Here is a 24,381-nt window from a genome sequence, read left to right on the forward strand (position 1 = left end):
ACTTTAATTATTTAGCCAAGAAAAAGGCTAGTAAATCTTTTTGAACTTGTGCTGTATTTTCCTGAACTAACCAGTGACCTGAGCCAGCAATTTTTGATTCTGTAACATTTTCAGCAACTAATTTGGAATGATCTTTAAGAAAAGCTGCTGCGAAATATTCTCCGCCCATTGCCAATAATGGCATTTTTAGTTTTTTCTTAGCGAAAATTACGTTGTCTTTTCCATCTTGGTCAAAAGCACCAAACCATTTAAAAGCTGCAGTTGTACCGCCTTCAACAGCATAAGCTCTAATGAATTCTGCAGATTCTTCGGCTGTAAAAGGATCTTTTACGTGTCCTACAACTGGCCAGAAATTAGTCAAGAATTCTTTTTCTTTTCCTTTTACAATATCTCCAGAAGCCGGCCATGCAAAAAATCCAAACCACCATGCAGATCCTTTCACATTAGACCAAACAGGCTCAATTCCAGGTAAAAGTGCATCCATTAAAGCTACTTTTTTAACTTCGCTTCCGTATTGTGCAGCGTAAGCATATGCTACCATAAGTCCGATATCGTGTCCTGCCAAATTGATATTCGTGTACCCTAATTTTTTTACCAATTCGTGAATATCAGATGCCATCGTTTTTTTATCATAACCGCCCTCAGGTTTGTCTGATTCGCCAACACCTCTTAAATCGGGAGCAATTACAGTAAAATGTTTTGACAATTCTGGCAATAAACGATTCCACATATACCAGTTTTGACCAAATCCATGAACTAAAACAAGCGGATCTCCTTTACCGCCAATAACATAATGAATTTTGATTCCGTTGACTTCAGCAGTAGCATGTTTGAAATTTGTAGGCGGATCTGCAGGTGCTGCTTGAGCCGTTTCAGTTGATTCTGCGGGTTTTGCTTCTGTTGAAGGAGTTTCTTCTGCTTTTTTATTACAGGAAATTAAAGTTAATAATAAAAGCCCGAAGGCTAAAACCTGAATAGCTTTTCTTTTAAGGTTTAAAAAAGTGGTGTTTACTAAATTCGTTTTCATGATTTTAAAATTTTAATTAGTTAAAAAATAATTGGTTATTATAAATTTTGAACTGGAAGTTTTTCGATCCAGTTTTCAATAAAGACAGCGATTTCCTGCCATCCAGGCTGATTTAAGACATAGTGATTTCGGTCAGGAAAAACCTTGAAATCTGTTATAGAATCTTTGTCTGAATATTTTTTGTAATTGGAATAATTCAACGACTCGGGAATAGTATGATCTGTTGATCCGGCAATTAAAAGCAATGGTTTGTGAGGCGCTTTAAAATCTACTTTTGCAGCCGCTGTTATAGTATCTCGAACGATTAATTTAGATTCAGGAATTACAGAATCGCAATAGGCCTTATCTTGCCATTCTTCAGGCATTCCATTTGTAAAAGCATATTGCCACTGGCTAAAATTCATTAAAAATGTTTTTTTTGCAGAGGTAAAAAAACCAAGCGGACCCCAGCCGGCTTTTAAAAATGAAAATTTGAAGGTCATAATTCCTTGAGGAGGAACCGAATGTATAGCGATTGCAGCTGATGCTAAATTGCGTTGTAAAAGTATTTGAGCTGTTAGTCCGCCAATTGAGTGGCCGATAACAATTGGTTTTTCAGGAAGGTTTTTGGCAATATTTTCAAAATGTTCTATTAGCTGGGTTAAGCGCAGACTTGCAATTTGGGAATCGGGATGACGGTCGCGCAAAACAGTAGCTGGAGCATCTTTGTATGGCCATGCCGGAGCCAGGGTTTTAAATCCTTTGTTTTCAAAAAAGACTTTCCATTCGTCCCAGCATTTATGGCTGACAAATGCACCTGTGATAAAAAGGATAGTTGTAGGGTTTTCGGTTAGCATAATACACGTTTTAATGTTATGCCAAAGTGTAAACTAAAACCGAACCTAATTTGCAACTAATTGATTATTAGTTTATTATGTGTTTTATGCTGATTTTAAAATAACTATATATCGTCGTACGACGAAAATAAGACAACGTAATAACGTCGTTAATAATGGTTAATTATCAATTGTTAATGGTTAATTATTAGTATTTTAAAGAGATTTCAAGTTACTTTCATCACAACAGTTAGGCAATTAACAATTAACCATTAATAATTAACAATTAAAAATGGCTTCTCTTTATGCCGAGTTTTTGCATTCTTGAAGCTAATGTAGTAGGAGGAAGCCCTAATATTTCTGATGCACCGCCTGAGCCTCTGATTCTGCCGTTGCATTTTTCCAAAACATTGATAATATGTTCCCTTTCGTTTTCCTGAATGGTTTTGAAATACCATTCATTTGAGTTGTTGTTTATTTTGATTTCATCAAAAGCGGGAAGCGGAATATGTTCAATGGTTTCGGTTTTTGCCAAAAGAACACTTCTTTCAATAAGATTTTCAAGTTCGCGAATATTTCCGGGCCATTGATAGGATAAAAGACTTTTAAGGGCGCTTTCGGCTATTTCGGTTACATTTTTTCCTGTTTTAGCACTGTAGACAGCAATAAAATGACGAGCCAAAAGACCAATATCTTCCTTACGCTCTCGCAGTGGTGGTAATTGAATAGGAAAGACATTCAGTCTATAATATAAATCAAGCCTAAAACGGCCATCGGCAACTTCTTTTTCCAAATTACAGTTAGTTGCAGCAATGATACGGACATTTACTTTTATGGGAAGATTACCGCCGACACGTTCAATCTCTTTTTCCTGAATTGCCCGAAGCAGTTTTGCCTGCATTTCCAATGGCATATCACCAATTTCATCTAGAAACAAAGTACCATTATGTGCTTGTTCAAATTTGCCGATTCTTCTTTCGGAAGCGCCTGTAAAAGCACCTTTTTCATGCCCGAATAATTCAGATTCAATTAGGCTCGGAGGAAGGGCAGAGCAGTTAATTTTGATAAAAGGCTGTTCTTTTCTATTTGAAAGATGCTGAATACTATGCGCAATACTTTCTTTTCCTGTACCGCTTTCTCCGGTGATTAAAACTGTGGTATCAGCAGGAGCAACTTGCAGTATATGATCAAATAACTTTAGCAGAATGGGACTTTTGCCTACAATCGATTCGAAGCCCGTTACTTTTGTATTTCTGGGAGAATCATCATTTGTTGCTGAATTATTTTTTTGGTCTAATTTTTTATCATGACTGATTAAATTTTCAATTGCATAAATTAAAGGTTCCTGAAGTCTTTCGCATAATCTTAAATGGTTTTTATTGTAATTACTAGATTGTCTGCTGAAAAAAGACAAATACAGTCCGCCATTTTCATTGAGAGATAAAGGAACAGGAAGCATAAGATTAGACTTCATATTCATTGAATTCGCAATCATCTTTTTGATTGGCGTTTTATCGCATATTTTTATAAAATCCTGATCATTATAAAAAGTTGCTTCAGTCTCAACCTTGCTCTTATTTCGTAATTCATTTATTTCAGATTCTTTTAAAGCAGTGATATTTTGTAATTCTTCAATTCCTATTTTTTGGTATTCGTGCAAACCGGTTCTTGAATACCCTAAAACCCTGTTGGATAATTTATTGTTTATATAAAAAATTGCCATTACCAGATCGAAAGAAATTAGAGATTGCAAGGCGGTAACAATCGTAAGAACTCTGTCGTCCCAAGTACCGTTTTTTGTTACTATTGTTTTTAATTGTTTTTGAAATAAAAGCTCTTTTCTGATTGTAGATTCGATGCCGTGTTCCTGATGATATTCGGCAATTTCAATGGTAATTAATAAATCTTTTTCCCTGAAAGGTTTTACTAAAAAACCGTAAGGATGCGTCAATTTAGCTTTGCTGAGAACTTCTTCGTTAGAATTAGCCGAAAGATAAATAAAAGGAATGTTATCATCTTTCAGTACTTCTGCAAGATCAATACCGGTTTCTTTTCCCGAAAGAAAAATATCCAAAAGAACCAGTTCAGGTTTTTGCTGCGCAATATAATATTTGGCATCAGCAACAGAGCGTGCCATCCCAATTATAGAATGCCCCGCTTTTTTCAGCATTAATCGTAAGTGATTTGCCTCAACAAACTGATCTTCAACTATAAGTATTTTTAGTGGTTTTGCCATTTTGCCAATAATTAATGAGAACTATTTTTATTAAAAATAAATTCCAGCGTTATTTTTGTACCGTTTGCATTCGTGATGAGAAACTTTCCATCGATATCCGCAGAAAGTCCATGCATTAACTTTACTCCTAATGAAGGATTGTTGTAAGGGTCAAAATCGGGTGGAAGCCCAATGCCATTGTCACGAATCATTAATATGTATTTATTGTTTTCGAGCGCTTTAAGCGAAATAGTAATAATTCCGTTTTTATGATCTGGAAAGGCATATTTTATTGCATTTGTAACCGCTTCATTGAAAATAAGCCCAATTGGAATAGAGTGCGACAAAGGCAGATTAAAACTGTCTATATCCAAAATAAATCGGATTGAGTTTCTAATTTCAAATGAATCTTTCAAATATTCTGTTAATTCGAATATGTAAGAAGGCATATCAATGATCGATAAATTCTCTGATTGATACAATTTTTGATGAATCAGTGACATTGCCTGAATTCTGTTCTGACTGTTATTAATGGCCTGAACAGCTTCTTCATTTTGCAGAAACTCAACTTGACTTGCTAATAAACCAACAACCATGTGCAGGTTGTTTTTTACTCGGTGGTGAATTTCCCGCAGCAGCCATTCTTTTTCAACTACCAGATTCTCCAGTGTTGCATTTTTTTTATTGATTTCATTTTGCTGTGTTTCGAGTACTTTATTTGTCTTCTTCTTAAAACTATAACTTTTGTAAAGCAGTGCAAGAATTATAAGCAGGAGCACCACAAAAGTAATCATCGAATTACGTAAAAAAACCTCATTTTCGAGTTTGCTTTCCTGTAAAAGGGTTTTGTTTTTAAGTTTGACAATATCCCTGCTTCTTTTTTCGGCTTCATAAATAATATTCAGTCTAGAGGAAATAGGATAAATATCGCTTTCTTTAAGGTTTGCCGCTTTATAATAAAATATTGCTTTTTTTAAATAGTTGAGAGCGTGATTAAAATCGGAAATTGAAAAATATAGCTCACTAATTTCTCTGTAACAGTCACCGCTTCTTTTATTGTTTTTTGATTTTTCGAATAACGCTGCTGCATTAAAAATTGGAACCAATCTCTCTTTAATAGGTGCATTTGTACGCATTTTAGCTGACCAGAGCATAACCCAAGATTCTGCCAAATCATCTATTTGATCTGTTTTGGCTAATACATCTATTGCTTTTCTGGCGTTGACTTCTATCATAGAATTGTTATTTCTCAACTCTTGCACCATCGAAAGTTGTAAATAACATTTACCAGAATAAATATTAGAATGAAGAGCCTGGCTTATCCGAAGAGCATCTTCAGCATATTGAAATGCTATTTCCAATGTTTTAGGATTATTATAAGAAGCTTCATACCAATCGCTTACTTTTAATAATATTTTGATTTTGTCAATGCTTTGAGGTAATCTGCTTAGCAATTTCTCTGCAATTTTAACCTGCAGTTCACTATAAGCTGTTTCTTGATCCAAATTATTAATAAGAGCTGGAAGGCTTTTTTCCGCCGTTTCAATTTGGTTTCCGTTTTTAAAAAAAGACAATGCATTTGCATCTCCAATTGTAAAACATACAAGGAAAAACAGAATTATTCTGTACGGATTAGAGCGCATTTTCTTAGGATTAAACTGCTGGCTATACGAAGGTATTGATAATTATGTATTTAAATTTAAAATATTCGAAAATTGACTGCCAACGAAATATCGTTGTTTTAGGATAAAAGTTTGCTGTAAACATACGCTGATTCAAAAAATAAATACAGCAGCTGTTATCTAAACGGCTTATTTTCTGCTATTTTATCTGAGGAAAAGATTAATTCAAATATTTAACTAAATTAGCGAAACAGTTTTACGAAGTATAGTTAAATCGCTTTTTTACGAAATAGAAAGCGTCACGTTTCATAAACAATTACTATTATCCGCCAATCCAAAACCAGAATTAATGAAAGAAAAAATTAAAAATTACACTATTCATTTTATTAAAGAAATCATTCCAGTAATTGCAGGTATTTTAATAGCTCTTTTTATAGACAACTGGAATTCTGAACGTAAAGACCAAGTTTATATTGATCAAGTATTTTCGACTATAAATAGCGAATTAAAGGAATCTAAAGAAGATATTAAGGCAATTGTTCCCAAACAAGAATCTTTAGTTGATTCATTGCAATTTTATAACAACAACAAAAATGTTACAGTTTTAGATATTGTCAAGAAATCTAAAGGAATTTATATTCCGCAAATTAAAATCAATGCATGGAAATCAGTATCGAGTACTAAAATTGATTTAATTGATTATAAAAAAGTAGCTTCACTTTCTAATATTGAAGAACTAAAAGAAACATTAAAAGATAAAAGTGAATTTGTAATGACTTTTATATACTCAAACATGAACGCAACCGATAAAAATACAAAACAGACTTTAAAAATGATTTTTTTGGATATTATTCAAACCGAAAAAAACCTGCAGCAAAATATTGAATTGGTTGAAAAGAAGTAGATAAGAATTACAGTTTTGCTTTAGAGATAAAAAGCAATTTTAATAGCTCTAAAAGACAGAGTAAAAAACGCTAAACCAAAAGTTTAGCGTTTTTTATTTTGCACAATGAGAGATGATAATCGCTAATTAATCTACTGGGAATTTTGTAAGATCTTGCTGAAATTTAATACTTTGCAGTCTCTTCTCATTTGTATCTTTAATAGTGTTTTAAAACTATTAAATAATCAAAAAAATAAGTTATGGCAGAAATTAAAATTGAGAAGAAAAAGCGAGTATGGCCGTGGATTGCAGTACTACTAGTAATTGCTGCAATTATCTACTACATTTATTTTGTAGACCATCAAGTTCAAAGTGGAAACAGTGTTGAAGTAGAAAATACTTCAAGTGCCCAATAGAACAAAAAAAGGGAAACAGGCAAGAAGACTATTGTTTTTAAAGCCTTAAAGAAACTTTGAAACATATACTAAAAAAGAAGTTATGGAAAATAAAAATTTATACAAATTAGACGAACTATCCGATTATAAAATTGCATCAAATTATTCTGATGTAAGAGGATGGAAAATAGTTGATGCTGACAACCGCACTATTGGAACAATTGATAATCTCTGGGTGAATAAGGATATGCAGCGTGTTATCTATCTGGATGTGAAAGTAGATAAAAAATTGATAGAGGAGAGCCACAATGAGGTGCATGATGTTATAGCGAACGATAACGCAAGAGAATTTATCTATAAAGACGGAGACAGTCATATTATTATACCTATTGGATCTGTCAGCATAAATAAAGACACAAAAATTGTGATGGCAAATAGTATAGGATATGATACATTCAGAAATACAAATCGATATCACAGGCAGCATAATTTTGACCGAGATTATGAAAGAAGAGTAATGAAATCGTATTATCCTGAGAATGATTTCGGATCTTATGACAGTGATGATGATTCATTTTACAACCGAAGGGAATTTGATCATAAATAATACTTTTCATCAAAACCCCGTGCAAAAGTTTAATTAAAAAAAGAAGAATGATTATGGAAATGCAAATTATTGAACTGGAAAAAAAATATTGGCAGGGAATGGAAAATCACGATTATGAAACAGTAAAAAATCTTACGCTGTTTCCTTGTATGATTGCCGGCAAAAGTGGTTTACAAAGCGTAGACGAATCTATGTTTAAAAAGATGTTTGAGTCTGTTGATAGCGGTAAAATAAAAGTATTGAATATTTCTGATGTGGATGAGAAGTTAATTAACGAAAATACTACAATAATTGGATATTTAATAGCATTAGAAATAGCAGACGATAAGCAAAATTCCCCAATGAAATGTGTGTGTACTTCTACCTGGATTAAGCAAAATAATAATTGGGTCTGCGCATTGCATACGGAAACTGAATTGGCGAAGTAATTAATTGCAAAAATAAGATTGACAAAAACGCTAAACTTTTGGTTCAGCGTTTTTTTTATAATATCTCTTAATGAGTGATATAAACTATTTTAGGAATCTCCTCTGTTAAAGCCTATTGTATCTCTGTATAATTGTGGAGATGTATCTGTCTTGCTTTTAAATACTCTGCTGAAATAATATTCGTCGTCATAACCAAGTTCATAGGCAATTTCTTTGACCGTTTTGTTTGTGAGGTACAATTCTCTTTTAGCTTCAACAATGATTCTTTCCGTTATTAAATCAGAAAGTGTCATGTTAAAATGATTTTTGGCAGCTCTTGCAAGAACAACAGGTGATACATGAAGGATATCGGCATATTCACTGACAGAATGTTTGGTTCTGAAATTATCTTCAATTGCATTTCGTAAATTCTGTACAATGAAAAGCTGTTTTTCATTTGAATTTATTTCTTTGACAGCTTGTTGTTCCAGTTTTATTCGGGTTGCGAGGACTAAAAATATTTTCAGATAAGAAATAAGAACCTCATCTTTTCTCAAAGCTTCCATTTTCAGCTCATTGACAATTTCTCTGACGATATTCATCAGTGTCTGTTTGTTATTTTGATCCAAAAAAATAAAAGGCAGCTGATAGACATTGTTGAATAAAATTCCATTTGCAGCAATTTCTTTATGATGTCTGTAGATACAGAAAAAATCATGATGAAACTGAATAGAAATACCCGCTATTGGTCCTTCTGAAGCCAGCATAAAAGGCTGATAAGGATAAAAGGCAAACAAAGTATTCTCTTTAAAAGAATACTCACTAAGATCAACTTTGGCTATTCCTTCTCCTGAAGTTATTATAATTAGCGTAAAATAATTATTACGCTGAATATGATCAAAATAACTAGCATTATCAAATTCAAATACTTTGAATGATAAATTTCCATTTTGCTGGTTAACAAGTGTATAAACGGACTGTGAAAACATAGTTATACTGATTTGCCTAATAATTCTAAAAATTGAGCATTGAGAACATTGCATTCTTCAACGCATACATCGGCGATTACCTTTGGTTTGTTTCCCCATTTGGGTACATCTTCAGCGTTTAGAACATCATATTTTGAAGTAAAACCGCCCACATGCGGCACAGCTGTACCAAAAATAATTTTGGCTATTTTGTGATGACGAATCATATAAGAACACATAATGCAGGGTTCGTGTGTGGTGTACATTTGTGCCAGATGTAATTTATCCGAAAATCCATTTTTTAGCGTATCTTTAACAGCCAATATTTCTGCATGATTGGTAATGTCTCCAGTTGATTTTCCAGATTCAATACCCGTACCAATTACTTTTCCATCAAGTACAATCAGCGCACCGACAGGCGGATTTCCAGCTTTTAGAGCAGTTTTGGCAAGATCTAAACATTGATTCATGTAATATTGAAAATCCTCTTGCATAATTTTATAACTTAAATTTTGATTTTATGGAATATATCCAGTTGATGCTAAATTACTCAAAAAAAACAACCGTTTTTGATAACATTTTATTGCAGTAAACAGTCTGAATTTAATTCCATAGATTTTTTTAAAAACTGCCCTCTAAATAAAAAGAGGGCAGCTGCAGGTTTTGTTTAGAATATCAAAATCTCGTAACCTTCTTTTTTAAGGTTAACAAGACTTGGAAGACCAGGAGTTCCAGGTACTTCATTGTCATTTAACAAATCATAACCAGAAGTTTCAGTACCAAATACGGCAACACATCCTTTAGAAAGGCCGTGAACATGATCTTTTACTTCTTTATAAAGAGCATTCACTGGATGCTCCGGTTTTTCAAGCTGCTCAGGCCATCTAATTCCTGTACCTTGAAAAATAATTTTTACATCTTCACCTTCGTGTTTGAATTCATATGCTGATGCTAAAGCATTGAATACACGTCCTAGAGCTTCTTCTGAACCTGCTTTTGGATCAGATAGAATAATAATAGCTGTTTTTTTCATTTGAATAAATTTTATTAACACCGCAAAGATCTGACGACGATGCCAGCTAAAGAATGGAGGAAATTTACTTTATAATGGAGGATTTTTTTCTCGTTCAATTTTCTCAGGAGCCTTTAAAAGATCAGGTTTAAAACGTCCATTATAAAGTAAAAATCATCCATTTTTCACATGAGAGGATCTCGGCAACTTTGCATCAGATAATAATTCATTTAAGTTCAACTTTAAAAAATAAACAAAATGGCTGTTTCTGATTTATTTAAACCGCTTACGCTGCTGCATGGTCCAGCAATGAGAAATCGTTTTATGTTGGCACCTTTGACCAGCCAGCAAAGTGATTTTGATGGCACGGCATCTCAATACGACCAATATTGGATGGAACAGCTTGCTCAAGGCGGTTACGGATTAATTCAAACCAGTGCTGCAACGATAGAAGCAGGAGGTATAGCATTTGAACGCCAATTGGGTATTCATAGTGATGATCATTTATCGGGCCTGACTAAAATGGCGTCGGTCATTCACAATGGCGGAGCGCTGTCGGCAGTGCAATTGCATCACGCGGGACATCGGGCTAAGCCTTCAATAGGAGGAATACCGGCTCCGGCTTCGAGTAAAACTTTAGAAGGAATAAAAGCAATTACAACTGAAGAAGTTGAACGAATTCGCGACAGTTTTATTGGAGCCGCAAAAAGAGCGCAGCTGGCTGGATTTGATGGGATTTCAGTTCACGGTGCTTTTGGATGGATTCTTTCGGAATTTATGTCTCCAAATCTGAACGATCGTACCGATAAGTATGGAGGAAGCCTAGAAAACCGCGCCCGTTTTACCATTGAGGTTATTGAAGGAATTCGTAAAGCCTGCGGTCCTGATTTTCAGATTGGCTGGAGATTGTCGATTGAGCGCTACGGATTGCTTTTAGAAGAATTGAGGGAAGTTACCGCCAATATTTTTGATAGAGAATTAATTGACTATTTGGATTTAGCGCTTTGGGATTCGGCCCAAATTGTTCGTGAAGGAACTTTTAAAGGAAAAACGATGCTCAGTGTTTTTACAGAACTTCCAAGAAAAGGTGTCCGTTTAGGTGCGGCCGGAAAAATTATGAGTGCGCAGCGTGCCGGAGAACTTCTCGATGAAGGATGTGATTTTGTGCTTATTGCGCGTGCGGCTATTCTTCAGCGAGATTTTCCGCTACAGGTGAAAGCAAATCCGATGTACGATAGTCCGCAACTGCCCGTAATGGCTGATTATCTTCGTCAAGGCGGACTTAGTGAACGCTTTATTGAGACGATGCGGGGATGGCAGACTTTTGTGAAAGCTGGGTCGTTGTAAAAGTTTTTCATATAAAAAAAGTAGACCGCTGATTAAGCGGTTTACTTTTTAAATATTACAGGATTCAATCTAAATTACTTTAAGAACCCCGCCATCTGCTCGAAGACTCGTTCCATTTGTTGCGATCGAAAGCGGGCTAGATAAATAAACGGCCAAAGAAGCAATTTCTTCCGGATCAATAAAACGTTGTAATAAAGAATGCGGATTAGTCTGTTGTATAATAGCGCTTTTCATTTGCTCGACTGCTATGTTTTGCAAAGAAGCAATATGTTCGATTGTCGAGGCAACGCCATCAGAATAAGTTGGACCGCCTAAAATTGTATTTACAGTAACTTCAGTTCCCAGAGTTAATTTAGACAAACCATTGCTAACGGCCATCATCGCCGCTTTTGTCATTCCGTAATGAATCATGTTTCCTGGAATATTCACGCCCGATTCGCTGCTGATGAAAATAATTCTTCCTGATTTTTTCTGAAGCATTTGTGGTAAAAGCTTCTTAGAAAGCAGAACACTGCTCATTACATTAATATCAAAAATTCGGTACCAATCTTCGTCTTCGATAGTTTCAAAATCTTTTAATTCGAAAATCCCCACATTGTTTATTAAAATGTCAATATCCTCTAGTTGGTTTAGTAATGCGGTTACTTCTTCTTTGTTTCCAAAATCGCAAACTATTCCGGAAACTGTGGCATCAGGAAATTCACTTTTTAATTTTAGAACAGCCAGATTGGTTTTTTCTTCATGTCGTCCGTTAATGATAACTTCAGCTTTTTCATTTAATAATTGCTTTGCAATCGCATAACCAATTCCTTGTGTCGAACCGCTTATAAAAGCTCTTTTTCCTTCTAATTTCAAATTCATTTTTTATTGTTTTAATTTTTGTAATGATCGATACATAAATAGTCAAAAAAATTAGCTGATAACAGCTAATTGCATTTCGATTTGATTTTTTAAGACATTTTTGTCAGGATACATTCTTCGAAGTGTATTAAGTCCACACCAAAATGTTATTAAATATCTGCCTAGTATTTCAGGATCTGCCTGTGTTTTTAAGTTTCGCTTTGCCTGTTCATGTTTAATAGCCTGAGTAAACATTTGTTCAACTTCTTTTAAAATCTGAACGGCATTGGCTTCCAGATTTTCATCAATAAAAGTCATTTCTACAACCGTATTGGCAATAATACATCCTTTAAGATGTTCTTTTTCCTCCGCGGAAGCGATACTTCTAAAAAAATCTTTAATCAATTCTAACGGAGATTCGCTTTTGCTTAATTCAACTTTAAAAGCATCAAAGGCCAATCGTCGTTCTTCAATTGCTTTTTGGAAAACCTCTTTTTTACCGCCCTTAAAAGTATTATAAAAACTTCCAGCTCCGGCTCCGGAGGCTTTCTGCAAATCACTCAATGATGTGGCGCTGTATCCTTTTTGCCAAAAAACTTCTTGTGCTTTTTTTACAATATTAGCGTCTTCGTATATCGTTGGTCTTCCTCTCATTATTGATTTTTTTATTTTGTAATGATTGGTACAAAATTAAATAAAAATAATTTTACTCCAAATTTTAAGGCATTTTTTATTTAATTAAAAGACTGCCTGAATTGCAAAGGCGTTAAATTAGTTTTCTTTTTGAAGAGTTTGCTAAAGGATTGTGCATATTCGAAACCTAATGAATAAGCAATTTCGTTTACACTTAAATTGGATGTGGAAAGCAGTTGTTTTGATTTTTCAATAATATGATTCTGAATGTACTGCTGTGTATTTGAACCCGTAATATTTCGGAGTAAATCGCTTAAATAATTGGCCGAAAGATGGAGTTCCTGTGATAAGTATTGAACTGTTGGAAGCCCTTTTACAGCCCCATTTTCGTTTTCAAAATAATCTAATAAAGTTTGTTCTAACTTGCTTAATAAATCATGATTAGAAGTTTTTCTGGTAATGAATTGACGGCCGTAAAATCTATTAATATAATTAAGAAGTAAATCCAAATGCGAAACAATTAAATCCTGACTGTAATGATCGATATTGTTTTTCAGTTCGTCTTGCATTTGTTTTAGAAGACCGCAAATAATTACATCTTCCTTATCAGAAAGATGTAATGCTTCTGCAATCGAATAAGAAAAAAAACCGTAGTTCTGTATTGTTTTTCCTAAAGGATAATTTCGAATTAAATCAGCTTTAAAAACCAGCATATACCCCGTAACCGGATTGTCATTGGTGTGTGTAACCGAAAATACCTGATCCGGTTTTGTTAATGTCATCATTCCTTCATCAAAATCATAATCAGATTGACCGTATTTGAACTTTCCGTTAATGCCTTTTTTTATGGTAATACAGTAAAAATCATTCGTAAAATGTTTCCAGATATCAGCGTGTTTGTAGCTCAATAAAGCAAAATCAATTACACTAACCAAAGGATGATCTGGTTTTGGAAGTGCAAATAACTGATGCAATTCTGAAATAGTTTTGATTTTATGTGGGACTGATTTTTTCATTGGAGCAAATTTACAAATTAATCGAAATTAGTAGAGTAGGAAAGATGTTGCCAAGTTTCCATTTCCTGAGCTTCATTTTTTCGATGTTCTACTATCGAATTGTAACTGTCGTTTCCTAGCGGAAGATGTATTGGGGGATTTGGTAATTCGGTAACAGCAACTAAAACTTTAGCAAGTTTCATTGGATCTCCCGGTTGGTTTCCATCAAAATTCTTCAGCATATTTACATGTTGTTCTACATTATAAACAGCTATTTTATTTTTGGCTTCTGCCAAAGTGCTGTCGCTCATAAAACGCGTGCGAAACATTCCGGGTGCAATTGCGGTAACTTTGATGTTGAAAGGTTTTGCTTCTTGTGCTAAAGCTTCAGAAAGTCCAATTACGGCAAATTTAGCGGCATTATAACTTCCGGTATTGGCGTAACCGATATATCCCATATTAGAAGCAATATTCAGTATATGTCCTGATTTTTGCTGACGCAGATAAGGCATTGTATTTCGAATAACATTTACGGTTCCGAATAAATTGACATCGATTGTTTTACGGAATTCTTCATCGCTGATTTCTTCCATACTTCCTACCAGATAATATCCTGCATTGTTTAAGACAACATCAATCTTTCCGAAAGTTTCAATTGTAGTTTCAATAGCCTTTTTTACTTCTTCATCATTGGTAATGTCAACCTGAAGAGGCAGAAAATTTTCTGTTTGATTCCCAATGTGTGCGGTTAATTCTTTTAAATTTCGAGAAGTTGCTGCCACTTTATCGCCATTTTTCAAAACTGCATTTACGGTTTCAAGTCCTATTCCTTTTGATGCTCCGGTAATAAACCATACTTTTTGAGTGCTCATATTTTTTGTTTTAATTAATAAGACAAAATTCAAAAAATAGCAGGTACTAAAAGTATTCAGATTCAGGATTTATGTGTTCAAATTGAGTTATTGAGGTTGACCTGACTGGATTTATTACTCTTTATTTATATAACGGAAGTTTATCCTGAAGACTTAATAGATGTGGATGTAAAAAGCTATTAATTTAGGTTTAAGATATAGCTGGCGACTGGCCATAGATCATCCAAAACAACAATTTTTGCCTTGCATTCATAGAGCACCAATAGAAAAAGAAGGAGAATATCGGTTGTTGTTGATTTGTTGATACAATGCAGTAATAAGGATATGAAAATTTCTGTTTAATAATATTAGAAACCGTTTGACGACGGTTTCTAATATATAAAAAACACAAATGATTAGTATTAAATTGACGCAGCAGCTTGACGGATAACATCAATAACAATTTCCGGATTTGAAAGCATTGGTACATGACTGCTTTCTATTTCAAATACTTTTGCTCCCATACGTTTTGAAACCCAGCGCTGCAGATCGGGATGTACGGTATGGTCTTGCTTACATAAAATATACCAGCTTGGTTTTGTATCCCATGGAGTACTGGTAATTTTTTGCTGATTGAACAAATCAGCTGCCGGAGCATAATGTGTGGCCCAAACTAATTTTTGTTCTTCTGGAGAAAGATCACCCGCAAAAAACTCAGTTCCTGACGGAAGCATCCAGGCTCGTCCATCTGCTACTTCAACACGTGAGAAAATATCTGATGGATATTTATTAAGTTGTTCCTGTACAGTTTCGCCAACAGCGGGAGCTACGGCAGCAATGTAAACAAGGCCAACTACGCGCTCATCACTCGCTGCAGCTGTGATGGTTGCTCCACCATAGGAATGGCCAACAAGAATAACGGGACTGCCTACACGGTTAAGTGTGCGTTTGATAGTTGCCACATCTTCTTCAAATGAATCTAGTCCATATTGAACGGCGATTACTTCATGTCCATCAGCTTGCAAGGCAGGAATTACTTTGCTAAAGCATGAACCATCTGCCCAGATTCCATGGCAGAATACGATTGTAGATTTTGTTTTTGTCATAGTGCTAAAATTTTAATAAAGTTAAAAATGAATGACGCTCAAAAAGTTAACTTAAGTTAACTTTTGCGTTTTAAAACTCTTTTTCTTATCCTGCACAATGATTGAAATTCGATTCCTAGAAAAGACGATATATCTTTTAAAGCCACAACGTTAAAAATTTCCGGGGCTTCATTGATCAGTTTGAGATACCGTTCTTCCGGAGAAAGATCATAATAGCCCAAAAACCTATCTTCAACCAATTTATAAGCGTATTCCGCAAACAACCTCCCAACTTTGCCCCATTCAATCGAACTTTTATATAGTTCCTGCAGATCGTCATAACTTATGCTGATAATTTTCGCATCAGTGATTGCTTCTATATCATGGTCACAAGGAACTTGTTGAACAAAACTTACAAATGAAACTAAAGTCTGTCCGGGTGAATGTATAAAAACATTTCTCTGCTCACCATCAGGACCTTGCTTATAAGTTCTAAAATATCCTTCGACTATGAAAGATGAAGTTCTACAAATTCGTCCGCTTTTACTGTATTTATCGCCTTTTTTGTATGTATTTATATTCCACATATCTGCTGATAATAAAAAAGCTTCTTCTGATAAATTGCAACAGTAACTTAAAAACTGTCTTGCCACTTGGAGGTCATCCATATTGAAATAAGTTTGGTTTAAGGTTTATATTGATTTTTATAACGACTATAGATAAAAATTAAAGAGTTTAAAATTGTTTTTACTGTATTTTGAGTAATAAATTAAGCATACTATGTTAAATTAATTCTGCATGGCATCGGTTAAAAGATGTTTCATAAGCGTATTTCATTCAAAACCATCAAATCATTTTTTAATTGGTTAGAATTTGAATCAATGTGAATCTCTATGTAATATAAAGAATATGACAGTTGATATGAATCATTCATAAAAAAGCAAAATAAAGTGAAATTGCAGATCTGAGGGGGTAGGTTATGTAAAGATGCAAGGCAGAATTAACCGTTTAGAAGTGAAAGATTTAAAGCTTAAATTTACTAAAAAAAGTATTATAATCATATTCTTAACTTTAAAAATTGTTTAAAGATAATGTTAGATTAATAGTGTGGAGAGCGTACTGGTTATTTATAATTTAGTATCAAATTTTTATGAAGGTAATTCAAACAAAATAAGATCTAAAATTTTACATTTGATGAGTTAAATAAAAAATCAGTTAAATGCCGGAGATTATTATTAACTCATTTTCAGTAGCAATTTGCTTTCTAATAGGGATATTAGCCATTTTTTATATACCTTATAACAAGAAAGGAAATCTGTGGTTTGGTATTTTTCTTATATCAGTGGGTTTTGCATTGTTAAGTAAAATAGTATGGGAAGAAGAGTTGGATATTAAGTTTCCCTATATTGTTCCGGTTTCAGAATTATCTCGTTTTATTGTTGCTCCAGGTTTTTATTTAAGTATTTGGTACTACACACATTTGGGTGAAACAAGTTTTGGAAAAAAATGGTTGCATTTTATACCGGCACTAGTATTTATTCTTATAGTATCGATTCCGTATTTTCTTTCCTTAGGAAATATTTCCGATCTAATTGGAGAAGGTGCAAGCCGTATAGTAGGACGTTTGATGAGTTTGGTATTCCCTGTTCAACTCATCATCTATTGGATTTTGTCGTATCAATTGTTAAAAAAACATAGAGGCATTATATTGTTGTTTTCATCTCAGAAAGATGAAAAAGATTTAAAGTGGCTGCTAAGTATACTGGTGTGGATACTCTTTATGATTGTCGTGTCCATGATAACAAAAATAAAGGAAAATGACTATCTTAATTCGGTTAGTACTTATCTGTATTTGATCTTTACACTATTTATGGTCTACAATCTTTTGAGACAAAAAGAAGTTTTTTTAGATAATAAAAACGAAAACATAGCACTTGAAAATATTTTATATCCGAATCTTAGTTTTCAGACTGAAAAACCGGCATCGCGACTAAGCGAAGATGAGCTGTTAAAATACAAGTCAATTTTGAATACTCTTTTGCAACAAGAAGAAGTGTTTACAGATTCTGAAATCAATTTGGCTTCCCTCGCTGATAAAGTTGGTATTTCAATGAATGATTTATCTTTTGTAATCAATACTAGTTACAATATGAATTTCTATACCTTGATAAATAATTACAGAGTAGAAAAAGTGAAAGAGATGCTGGTAAAAAAACAATACAGTCATTTGACAATTCTTGGTATTGCTTATGAGGCAGGGTTTACATCAAAATCAACTTTTAATACTGCATTCAAGAAAACTACAGGAAATACGCCGAGCGAGTATGTGAAAAAAAATAGCCTAAAAGAGGTCTGAATGGGTACATCTGGACGACTCAAACCTTAAGAAGATGTTTTTTTGCTGGGAATTTAAACAGCAATATTATGTATACAACATCTTTAAAAAACAAAATTTGGTTAGGTTTATGCTTTGGCTTGGTTGTCGGTGCAGTCTTTTTGCGATTATCGACTAAGTATTTTTCTCCTTGGATTCCGCCTCCTTTTTTACTCGGCGCCACGATTCTTTTTTTAATTGCATCGTTGATTTTACCTTTTGTATGGCATTCTATGGAAAAACAACAAGGTATTAAGAGCAGTGAACTCAAAACAAGACTGGAACATCGGATTATTTATGCAATTTCTTTGGATTTAATTATGTTTGGTTTTCATAAAATTGAAGGACTGCAAATGATTGTTCCGTTGGGTTTGCTGGATACGCCGTTTAGTACTTTATCAGGTGAAACGCTCGTATGGGCATTCTTCAAATATTCGTATCCTTTTACCGTTTTTATTGCCTTATTGCAAATCTTAACCGCCGTACTTTTACTCTTTTCAAGAACAAGACTTTTCGGATTGATTTTGTCAGTACCGATGTTAGTTTTTATAACCTGTCTTGATATTTTTTACCAAATGCCAATGGGTCCTTTAACACATGGTATTATATTATTGTTGGGCGTGTTTTATTTTTTATCTCAGGATTCAAAAAGATTAATCAATTTTATTTTTCAGCCTTTAGAAGGTACCAAAAGTTTGAACGTATCGAACTATTATAAAAATTTGTACAGAGCATCTTTATTTATTTGGCCTCTGTTTTTCTATTTCATTTATGATTATCCCAATAAACATCCCCAATTAACCGGAAAATATCAAGTTCAAAATTTGAAAATAGATCATGTTTCTCTGAAAGCGAAGAGCCCAAAGGACAGTGTACTGACAACAGTTTATATGGATCTCGATGATGAAGTAGCTTTTGACTTTAATGATTGGAGGTACAGATACATTGGCACCTATTTTCTCAACGAAAAAAATGATTCCATTACGATTCGATGGCGATATCCTTCTGATAAATTAGATCATTTTAAAGGTAAATTGATTAGAGCAAATAATAAGTTGATTTTAAATGGAAAGATGAATGGAGAAATACTTCAAATGGAATTAAATAGATAGTTTCTCTACTACTTGAAACTGTATTTGGAAAATGCAGGCAAAATAATATTTCATAATAATTAGAAAAAGCCATGAAAAAGGCCCATTTCAATAGAAATGGGCTTTTAAACATATTATAATTTAGTGCAGATAAAAATGTCGTAACTCATGACTAATACATAATTTTGTAATTCATGAAGTAACCAGCTTCGTAATATTATACTATGAATAATACATTTTCTGACAATAACCAAATAGGAATGGTATCAACTTTCCCTGAGCTAGTGCATACCGATTTTAAAGGAGAAATGAATGCGTTATGCTGGTACCGGAATTTGGATGGCGATTTTAACGAGATTACAGCCAAGTTGTCTTTAAAAGAAAATATAACAGAAGTTCATTCTGAAGATTTGCTAGCCCTCCAGCTATCAGAAAAGGGAAATATCGCACGGAAAATAATCTTAAATGATTTGCAGTTATTAACTGATTTTGGAGCTTCGCCTTCTCTTAATTTGCTGAAGTGTTATGAACGTGATGACGAATTTGATTTCATATCCACAGATGTTTATTCGTTTCATGTTGATCGTTCGCCCATTGCAACAGATACGTTTTTATGCACCTATCACGGGGCGGCAAGTGATATTATTTCTAATTCGCAGGCAGAACAAAAAATTCTAATTCCAGAAATCCGGGCAAAGCTAAAAAAACTTCATGATGGAGCAGAGGAAGAATTCGAAGGCTTTTTGAAGGAGAATTACTTTGATCTGCATTATCAGGCAAATGAGGATGCAAAACCTATTAATTTAGGATTAGGACATCTTTGGCGCCTGGCCGTAGATCATCCCAAACAACAAGTTTTGCCCTGCATTCATAGAGCGCCAATAGAAAACGAAGGAGAATACAGGTTGCTATTGATTTGTTAGATGAAATTCTATTGATATTTACTCAAATCCAGATTAAGAATAGCACCTACTTTGCTAAACTCTTTATTAATTTTTGCATTCAGGATTAGTTGTTCATTACTTATCGGATGATTAAAAATTAACTGATGCGCATGAAGCATCATTCCTTTCAGGTCAAAATTCTCCAGCCATAATTTATTTTGTTTGTTACAACCATGTGGCCGACTTCCTAATATGGGATGAAAAATATGTTTGAAATGTTTACGTAATTGATGCATACGTCCAGTTTCAGGAATCGCTTCTACCAAACAATATCGGGAAGTTGGTTTATTGTTAAATGCTAACGCAACTTCGGCATTTTGCAAACGATGAAAATAGGTTATTGCATTTTGAGTAACATCGTCATCATTAGTTAAATCATAATCAATTGTTAGTTCTTCGGGTGACCAACCTCGTAAAATGGCTAAATATTTTTTTTCGACTTTGCGTGTGGCAAAACGATCATTCATAATTTTTAAAATGGCTGCATCCAAAGCAAATAACAAAACGCCAGATGTTTTGCGGTCTAACCGATGAATAGGATAAACGTGTTGCCCTATTTGATTTCTCAATTCCTGAATGGCATAAACTTTTGCATCGCGCGCATAAAATGATTTGTGAACCAATAAGCCACTTGGTTTATTAATGGCTATAATATATTCATCTTGGTAAAGAATTTCTAACATTCGGCAAAAGTAGAAGAGATTTGGGTTGAAATGGTTTTTATGGGTTGTTTATTTCAATGCTTTTGTTTTATTATAGATCGAAAACGGAATACACAAGTATGATCTTCATGCTTTGTACGACTCCTTTTTTAACTTATCTTCGCTGTTTATACATTTGTGAGTACATTTTACTCCTTTAAAAATCTAATTTGTGAAAAACACACAGAAAGACGCACAAGAGAATCAACTTAAACGCGGGCTGACGAATCGTCACATTCAGTTAATTGCCTTAGGCGGATCAATAGGAACAGGACTTTTCCTTGGTATTGGTCCAGCGGCTGTATTAGCAGGACCATCTGTTATTTTAGGATATGCTATTGCCGGAATTATCGCTTTTTTTATTATGAGACAACTTGGCGAAATGGTTGTTGAAGAACCTGTTTCAGGAAGTTTTAGCCATTTTGCTTATAAATATTGTGGTTCTTTTGCCGGTTTTGCATCGGGTTGGAATTATTGGATTTTGTATATTTTAGTGAGTATGGCTGAACTTACAGCCATTGGTGTTTATGTTCAATTTTGGTGGCCTGAAATTCCGCTTTGGGCATCCAGTTTATTTTTCTTTCTGGTAATTAATGCTTTAAATTTTGCCTCTGTAAAAGTTTATGGAGAAACTGAATTTTGGTTTTCAATCATAAAAGTTGTCGCTATTATTGCAATGATTCTCTTTGGTACTTACTTGCTAATAAGTGGTACAGGAGGGGAGCATGCTACAATTCATAATTTATATAATGATGGAGGCTTTTTTCCAAAAGGTTTTTTTGAAAAAACTGCAACGGGTGATTTTCAAGGTTTATTATCCGCAATGGCGCTAATTATGTTCTCTTTTGGTGGTTTAGAATTAATTGGAATTACCGCTGCTGAGGCAGAAAATCCAGAAAAAAACATTCCAAAAGCAACCAATCAGGTCATTTATAGAATCCTTATATTTTATGTTGGTGCATTGGTGATTTTATTTGCTTTATCGCCTTGGAGACAAATTACTACAGACAGTAGTCCGTTTGTAATGGTTTTTCAAAATTTAAACGGAATGGAATTTGAGTTGTTTGGCAACAAAATATTTTTTACAAGCTTTATTGCTAATGTGCTTAATTTAATTGTATTAACTGCAGCTTTATCTGTATATAATAGTAGTGTATATAGTAACTCCCGCATGTTATATGGTTTAGCAGATCAAGGTAGTGCTCCTCAATTTTTAAAGAAGCTAAACAAACAATCAGTACCCATTAATGCCATTTTAATTTCTTCATGCTTTGCAGCGATTTGTATTTTAATAAATAAAGTAATTCCAGAAGAGGCTTTTAGTATTTTAATGTCTTTAGTGGTGTCTTGCTTAGTTATTAACTGGGTGATGATTTCGTATACGCATCTAAAGTTTAGACTTTCGAAAGACAAGGAAAACACAAAAACTAAGTTTCCTTCCTTATTTTATCCACTAAGTAATTACATCTGTTTTGTATTTTTATTTGGTATTTTATCCATTATGTGGATGACGAATATGAAGATATCTGTAGAATTAATTCCTATTTGGCTAGGTATTCTTTTTATATGTTATAAAGTTCTTAAAACAAAAGATAAGTAGCTTTTACTTTATTATCATTAATAGGCATTGATTATCAGTATTTAGTTGATTATCAATGCTTTTTTTGAATTATGTTTTTGTTTTAGTGCCGTAGATCATCCCAAACAACAAGTTTTGCCCTGCATTCATAGAGCACCAATAGAAAACGAAGGAGAATACAGGTTGCTATTGATTTGTTAGACGGAATATCTTTAAAAAAACATACAAAATTAGTTTGCTTTGTTTTCTGCAGCTTTTATTAATTCAATTCCTTTAAGAATATATTGATCGGCAGTAAAATTTGATGTTGTTTCCTTGACAAAATAATCTATTTTCAAACCATTTCTTTGGACACCCGTACCATCAGGATAAAATCCTCCCATAGAAGTGAATGGAATTTCTGTCCCATCAGGCGATTTAAAAACGGCAATATTCAGTGGAGCGCCAGATGTCGTTTCCCCCACAGTTATGCAAGTAGGAGAGGCCTGAATAGTCATTCCAATAAACTCAGCCTTACTTTGAGTGGTAGTATTTACCAATAGAATAATTTTTTTATTATAGTAGTTGGAGTTTTTACTGCCAGCCTTAAAAGGATCTATTATGACACTGATAGCAGGTTTACCAAAGTTTGCCAACGAAGGTCTGTCTCTTGATGGTGAAAGAATTTTAATAAATTCTCTTCTGTCTGGATAGGTATATTTTGCAATCTCCTCGCCTGAAATATTTTTTGGATAATTTCTTAAATCTAGTATAATCCCATTTGTACTAGAAAATGCTTCAAATGCTTTTTTGGTTTCCTCTTTTGAAATTGTACTTAGATTTATGTACCCAATATTGTCATCAATAAGCTGCCATTCCTTTTTATAAGAAAAAAATGGTAAATAAGAACGCTCCTCTTCTTTGGAGAAATTCTGATAGAGATGAACATATTTTGTAGTAACAGAATCTTTTCTTTTTATTTTAAGTTTAAGACTATCTTCCTTATTCCATAATAAGAACCTGGTCCAATATTTTAAATGAGCAGCATTTGAAGAGGAAAGCTTTGAATCTATCTTTTGTTTTCGAAATGATTTAATGTCCATATCGTTAACTTCAAGAATGAAATCTCCTAATTTCAAATCCTCTTTTTTTGCCAATTCATTCACAATTCCTGAAACTACCAGAGTATCATTAACGTTCATTACTGAGATTGGCGGCTTAAATTTAAATAGAGAATCGGATACTGTTTTTGAAAAAAAATACGAATGTGAATCATTAAGAGATACAATTAAATTGGTCTTTGCTAACTCATAATCGAATTGAGAATTAGCGTTTGTGAAATTATCGATAAAGCTTTCTAACTGGCTATACCAGTTTTTATCCATCAGATATTTATTCACATCATGATATTGGATTACATTCCAAAAACTAAATAGTTCTAGTAGTCTATGGCTTTTTATTTTATAGTCAAATGCTTTAAAGCCTTTTTCATTGTCGAAAGTTGGGATTCCGCTTTTTGATGTATAGTAATTACCAATACTTGTGTTGTTTTCTAGTTTTTTTAACTTGGGATAAAGTTCTGTGTTGCCTGAATATTGTTCAATCCACTTGTAATCATAATTTTTTGTAAATAAATTATCTGTATTCGTATTGGTTTTTATTTTGCTTTCTGGAATCGACAAAATAAAATTTAATAAAAATGTATCGAGATTTGTTTGTGTAGTTACACTTTCAAGCTTATTAAAATTTTCAACAAATTTTTCATCCCAATTGTATTTTCCATTACTGACTTCAGAATGCTGGTATTTCATCAATCCCCAAACTAATCCAAATTGTTTGTATTTTTCGGTATTACTAATTCCTTGTTTTTCTTGAGAAAACATTTGCATTATAAAGGAAATACAAAGCGTAATGGTAAAAACATTTTTTTTATTCATGGATGTTTTTTTTGTTGTTTAAATAGTAAGAACTCTGCTGGTAATTGATGTGCAAAGTAGATTAATTGAAAGTA

At 33.6% G+C, this 24,381-nt stretch carries 24 protein-coding genes and 2 pseudogenes; 11 read left to right on the forward strand and 15 right to left on the reverse strand.

The genetic code is table 11. From position 1 onward, the window contains the following. Positions 1-7: 7 nt before the first annotated feature. The 4 genes from GKZ88_RS13515 to GKZ88_RS13530 form a co-directional block, all read right to left on the reverse strand. Complete coding sequence (locus tag GKZ88_RS13515; RefSeq protein WP_155102895.1) at positions 8-1,027, reverse strand: alpha/beta hydrolase; 1,020 nt, start codon at positions 1,025-1,027, stop codon at positions 8-10. A gap of 38 nt (positions 1,028-1,065) precedes the next feature. Continuing rightward, entirely contained in the window at positions 1,066-1,863 is a 798-nt protein-coding gene (locus tag GKZ88_RS13520; RefSeq protein ID WP_155102896.1) for an alpha/beta hydrolase, read from the reverse strand. Between the two features lie 265 nt (positions 1,864-2,128). Beyond that, positions 2,129-4,078, reverse strand: coding sequence for a sigma 54-interacting response regulator (locus tag GKZ88_RS13525; protein WP_155102897.1), 1,950 nt, complete (start codon positions 4,076-4,078; stop codon positions 2,129-2,131). Between the two features lie 11 nt (positions 4,079-4,089). Next, positions 4,090-5,700: a sensor histidine kinase gene (locus GKZ88_RS13530; RefSeq protein ID WP_155102898.1), complete on the reverse strand. Its 1,611-nt coding sequence runs from the start codon at positions 5,698-5,700 to the stop codon at positions 4,090-4,092. A 328-nt stretch (positions 5,701-6,028) separates the two neighbouring features. On the opposite strand from GKZ88_RS13530, the gene GKZ88_RS13535 reads away from it, so the two are divergent. The 4 genes from GKZ88_RS13535 (at position 6,029) to GKZ88_RS13545 (ending at position 7,992) form a co-directional block, all read left to right on the forward strand. Next, complete coding sequence (locus tag GKZ88_RS13535; RefSeq protein ID WP_155102899.1) at positions 6,029-6,583, forward strand: hypothetical protein; 555 nt, start codon at positions 6,029-6,031, stop codon at positions 6,581-6,583. A 239-nt stretch (positions 6,584-6,822) separates the two neighbouring features. After that, the gene (locus GKZ88_RS22360) at positions 6,823-6,978 is read left to right on the forward strand and encodes a hypothetical protein (RefSeq protein ID WP_196216481.1); all 156 of its coding nucleotides are present in this window, start codon (positions 6,823-6,825) and stop codon (positions 6,976-6,978) included. Positions 6,979-7,060: 82 nt separating this feature from the next. Next, positions 7,061-7,564 carry a PRC-barrel domain-containing protein gene (locus tag GKZ88_RS13540; RefSeq protein WP_155102900.1) on the forward strand — a complete coding sequence of 168 codons (504 nt, stop codon included), beginning with the start codon at positions 7,061-7,063 and terminating at the stop codon, positions 7,562-7,564. A 53-nt stretch (positions 7,565-7,617) separates the two neighbouring features. Continuing rightward, a complete protein-coding gene (locus tag GKZ88_RS13545; protein WP_155102901.1) occupies positions 7,618-7,992 on the forward strand; it encodes a DUF4440 domain-containing protein in 375 nt (124 codons plus the stop codon). A gap of 89 nt (positions 7,993-8,081) precedes the next feature. Here GKZ88_RS13545 and GKZ88_RS13550 read toward each other — a convergent pair whose 3' ends face one another. The 3 genes from GKZ88_RS13550 to GKZ88_RS13560 all read right to left on the reverse strand — a co-directional run bounded on the left by GKZ88_RS13550 (position 8,082) and on the right by GKZ88_RS13560 (position 9,972). Further along, on the reverse strand, positions 8,082-8,960 hold the full coding sequence (locus GKZ88_RS13550; protein WP_155102902.1) for an AraC family transcriptional regulator: 879 nt from the start codon (positions 8,958-8,960) through the stop codon (positions 8,082-8,084). Between the two features lie 2 nt (positions 8,961-8,962). Next, positions 8,963-9,433 carry a nucleoside deaminase gene (locus GKZ88_RS13555; RefSeq protein ID WP_155102903.1) on the reverse strand — a complete coding sequence of 157 codons (471 nt, stop codon included), beginning with the start codon at positions 9,431-9,433 and terminating at the stop codon, positions 8,963-8,965. A gap of 173 nt (positions 9,434-9,606) precedes the next feature. Continuing rightward, positions 9,607-9,972, reverse strand: coding sequence for a DsrE family protein (locus tag GKZ88_RS13560; RefSeq protein ID WP_155102904.1), 366 nt, complete (start codon positions 9,970-9,972; stop codon positions 9,607-9,609). Positions 9,973-10,209: 237 nt separating this feature from the next. Here GKZ88_RS13560 and GKZ88_RS13565 point away from each other — a divergent pair, with 237 nt between their 5' ends. Then, a complete protein-coding gene (locus tag GKZ88_RS13565; RefSeq protein ID WP_155102905.1) occupies positions 10,210-11,298 on the forward strand; it encodes an NADH:flavin oxidoreductase in 1,089 nt (362 codons plus the stop codon). Positions 11,299-11,367: 69 nt separating this feature from the next. On the opposite strand, the gene GKZ88_RS13570 is transcribed toward GKZ88_RS13565, so the two are convergent. The 4 genes from GKZ88_RS13570 to GKZ88_RS13585 form a co-directional block, all read right to left on the reverse strand. Then, positions 11,368-12,159, reverse strand: a complete 792-nt coding sequence (locus tag GKZ88_RS13570; protein WP_155102906.1) for an SDR family oxidoreductase — start codon at positions 12,157-12,159, stop codon at positions 11,368-11,370. A 51-nt stretch (positions 12,160-12,210) separates the two neighbouring features. Further along, the gene (locus GKZ88_RS13575) at positions 12,211-12,792 is read right to left on the reverse strand and encodes a TetR/AcrR family transcriptional regulator (protein ID WP_155102907.1); all 582 of its coding nucleotides are present in this window, start codon (positions 12,790-12,792) and stop codon (positions 12,211-12,213) included. Between the two features lie 80 nt (positions 12,793-12,872). Then, positions 12,873-13,787 carry an AraC family transcriptional regulator gene (locus GKZ88_RS13580; protein WP_155102908.1) on the reverse strand — a complete coding sequence of 305 codons (915 nt, stop codon included), beginning with the start codon at positions 13,785-13,787 and terminating at the stop codon, positions 12,873-12,875. Between the two features lie 17 nt (positions 13,788-13,804). After that, positions 13,805-14,638 carry an SDR family NAD(P)-dependent oxidoreductase gene (locus tag GKZ88_RS13585; protein WP_155102909.1) on the reverse strand — a complete coding sequence of 278 codons (834 nt, stop codon included), beginning with the start codon at positions 14,636-14,638 and terminating at the stop codon, positions 13,805-13,807. 172 nt (positions 14,639-14,810) lie between these two features. Between GKZ88_RS13585 and GKZ88_RS22505 the strand changes: the two are divergent. Continuing rightward, a pseudogene (locus tag GKZ88_RS22505) lies at positions 14,811-14,942 on the forward strand (DUF1826 domain-containing protein); the annotation flags it as partial. Between the two features lie 97 nt (positions 14,943-15,039). Here GKZ88_RS22505 and GKZ88_RS13595 read toward each other — a convergent pair. After that, complete coding sequence (locus tag GKZ88_RS13595) at positions 15,040-15,723, reverse strand: alpha/beta hydrolase (protein WP_155102910.1); 684 nt, start codon at positions 15,721-15,723, stop codon at positions 15,040-15,042. Positions 15,724-15,779: 56 nt separating this feature from the next. After that, the gene (locus tag GKZ88_RS13600) at positions 15,780-16,370 is read right to left on the reverse strand and encodes a cyclic nucleotide-binding domain-containing protein (protein WP_155102911.1); all 591 of its coding nucleotides are present in this window, start codon (positions 16,368-16,370) and stop codon (positions 15,780-15,782) included. 551 nt (positions 16,371-16,921) lie between these two features. Between GKZ88_RS13600 and GKZ88_RS13605 the strand changes: the two genes are divergently transcribed. From GKZ88_RS13605 to GKZ88_RS13615, 3 genes are all read left to right on the forward strand, one after another. After that, complete coding sequence (locus GKZ88_RS13605; protein WP_155102912.1) at positions 16,922-18,058, forward strand: helix-turn-helix domain-containing protein; 1,137 nt, start codon at positions 16,922-16,924, stop codon at positions 18,056-18,058. Between the two features lie 68 nt (positions 18,059-18,126). After that, the gene (locus tag GKZ88_RS13610) at positions 18,127-19,188 is read left to right on the forward strand and encodes a hypothetical protein (RefSeq protein ID WP_155102913.1); all 1,062 of its coding nucleotides are present in this window, start codon (positions 18,127-18,129) and stop codon (positions 19,186-19,188) included. A 203-nt stretch (positions 19,189-19,391) separates the two neighbouring features. Beyond that, positions 19,392-20,090 carry a DUF1826 domain-containing protein gene (locus GKZ88_RS13615; RefSeq protein WP_155102914.1) on the forward strand — a complete coding sequence of 233 codons (699 nt, stop codon included), beginning with the start codon at positions 19,392-19,394 and terminating at the stop codon, positions 20,088-20,090. 8 nt (positions 20,091-20,098) lie between these two features. On the opposite strand, the gene GKZ88_RS13620 is transcribed toward GKZ88_RS13615, so the two are convergent. Next, a complete protein-coding gene (locus GKZ88_RS13620; RefSeq protein WP_155102915.1) occupies positions 20,099-20,794 on the reverse strand; it encodes a pseudouridine synthase in 696 nt (231 codons plus the stop codon). Positions 20,795-20,984: 190 nt separating this feature from the next. Here GKZ88_RS13620 and GKZ88_RS13625 point away from each other — a divergent pair, with 190 nt between their 5' ends. Both GKZ88_RS13625 and GKZ88_RS13630 read left to right on the forward strand, forming a co-directional pair. Next, positions 20,985-22,412, forward strand: coding sequence for an amino acid permease (locus tag GKZ88_RS13625; RefSeq protein WP_347343877.1), 1,428 nt, complete (start codon positions 20,985-20,987; stop codon positions 22,410-22,412). 87 nt (positions 22,413-22,499) lie between these two features. Beyond that, a pseudogene (locus GKZ88_RS13630) lies at positions 22,500-22,592 on the forward strand (DUF1826 domain-containing protein); the annotation flags it as partial. Between the two features lie 29 nt (positions 22,593-22,621). Here the strand turns inward: GKZ88_RS13630 and GKZ88_RS13635 are convergent. After that, positions 22,622-24,307, reverse strand: coding sequence for a S41 family peptidase (locus tag GKZ88_RS13635; RefSeq protein ID WP_155102916.1), 1,686 nt, complete (start codon positions 24,305-24,307; stop codon positions 22,622-22,624). Between the last annotated feature and the right edge of the window lie 74 nt (positions 24,308-24,381).

The organism is Flavobacterium sp. LC2016-01 (assembly GCF_009711135.1).
Taxonomy (GTDB): Bacteria; Bacteroidota; Bacteroidia; order Flavobacteriales; family Flavobacteriaceae; genus Flavobacterium.

Coding starts and splice junctions, on each gene's coding strand:
- GKZ88_RS13515 (WP_155102895.1), bottom strand. CDS start 1,027: ATGAAAACGAATTTAGTAAACACCACTTTTTTAAACCTTAAAAGAAAA.
- GKZ88_RS13520 (WP_155102896.1), bottom strand. CDS start 1,863: ATGCTAACCGAAAACCCTACAACTATCCTTTTTATCACAGGTGCATTT.
- GKZ88_RS13525 (WP_155102897.1), bottom strand. CDS start 4,078: ATGGCAAAACCACTAAAAATACTTATAGTTGAAGATCAGTTTGTTGAG.
- GKZ88_RS13530 (WP_155102898.1), bottom strand. CDS start 5,700: ATGCGCTCTAATCCGTACAGAATAATTCTGTTTTTCCTTGTATGTTTT.
- GKZ88_RS13535 (WP_155102899.1), top strand. CDS start 6,029: ATGAAAGAAAAAATTAAAAATTACACTATTCATTTTATTAAAGAAATC.
- GKZ88_RS22360 (WP_196216481.1), top strand. CDS start 6,823: ATGGCAGAAATTAAAATTGAGAAGAAAAAGCGAGTATGGCCGTGGATT.
- GKZ88_RS13540 (WP_155102900.1), top strand. CDS start 7,061: ATGGAAAATAAAAATTTATACAAATTAGACGAACTATCCGATTATAAA.
- GKZ88_RS13545 (WP_155102901.1), top strand. CDS start 7,618: ATGGAAATGCAAATTATTGAACTGGAAAAAAAATATTGGCAGGGAATG.
- GKZ88_RS13550 (WP_155102902.1), bottom strand. CDS start 8,960: ATGTTTTCACAGTCCGTTTATACACTTGTTAACCAGCAAAATGGAAAT.
- GKZ88_RS13555 (WP_155102903.1), bottom strand. CDS start 9,433: ATGCAAGAGGATTTTCAATATTACATGAATCAATGTTTAGATCTTGCC.
- GKZ88_RS13560 (WP_155102904.1), bottom strand. CDS start 9,972: ATGAAAAAAACAGCTATTATTATTCTATCTGATCCAAAAGCAGGTTCA.
- GKZ88_RS13565 (WP_155102905.1), top strand. CDS start 10,210: ATGGCTGTTTCTGATTTATTTAAACCGCTTACGCTGCTGCATGGTCCA.
- GKZ88_RS13570 (WP_155102906.1), bottom strand. CDS start 12,159: ATGAATTTGAAATTAGAAGGAAAAAGAGCTTTTATAAGCGGTTCGACA.
- GKZ88_RS13575 (WP_155102907.1), bottom strand. CDS start 12,792: ATGAGAGGAAGACCAACGATATACGAAGACGCTAATATTGTAAAAAAA.
- GKZ88_RS13580 (WP_155102908.1), bottom strand. CDS start 13,787: ATGAAAAAATCAGTCCCACATAAAATCAAAACTATTTCAGAATTGCAT.
- GKZ88_RS13585 (WP_155102909.1), bottom strand. CDS start 14,638: ATGAGCACTCAAAAAGTATGGTTTATTACCGGAGCATCAAAAGGAATA.
- GKZ88_RS13595 (WP_155102910.1), bottom strand. CDS start 15,723: ATGACAAAAACAAAATCTACAATCGTATTCTGCCATGGAATCTGGGCA.
- GKZ88_RS13600 (WP_155102911.1), bottom strand. CDS start 16,370: ATGGATGACCTCCAAGTGGCAAGACAGTTTTTAAGTTACTGTTGCAAT.
- GKZ88_RS13605 (WP_155102912.1), top strand. CDS start 16,922: ATGCCGGAGATTATTATTAACTCATTTTCAGTAGCAATTTGCTTTCTA.
- GKZ88_RS13610 (WP_155102913.1), top strand. CDS start 18,127: ATGTATACAACATCTTTAAAAAACAAAATTTGGTTAGGTTTATGCTTT.
- GKZ88_RS13615 (WP_155102914.1), top strand. CDS start 19,392: ATGAATAATACATTTTCTGACAATAACCAAATAGGAATGGTATCAACT.
- GKZ88_RS13620 (WP_155102915.1), bottom strand. CDS start 20,794: ATGTTAGAAATTCTTTACCAAGATGAATATATTATAGCCATTAATAAA.
- GKZ88_RS13635 (WP_155102916.1), bottom strand. CDS start 24,307: ATGAATAAAAAAAATGTTTTTACCATTACGCTTTGTATTTCCTTTATA.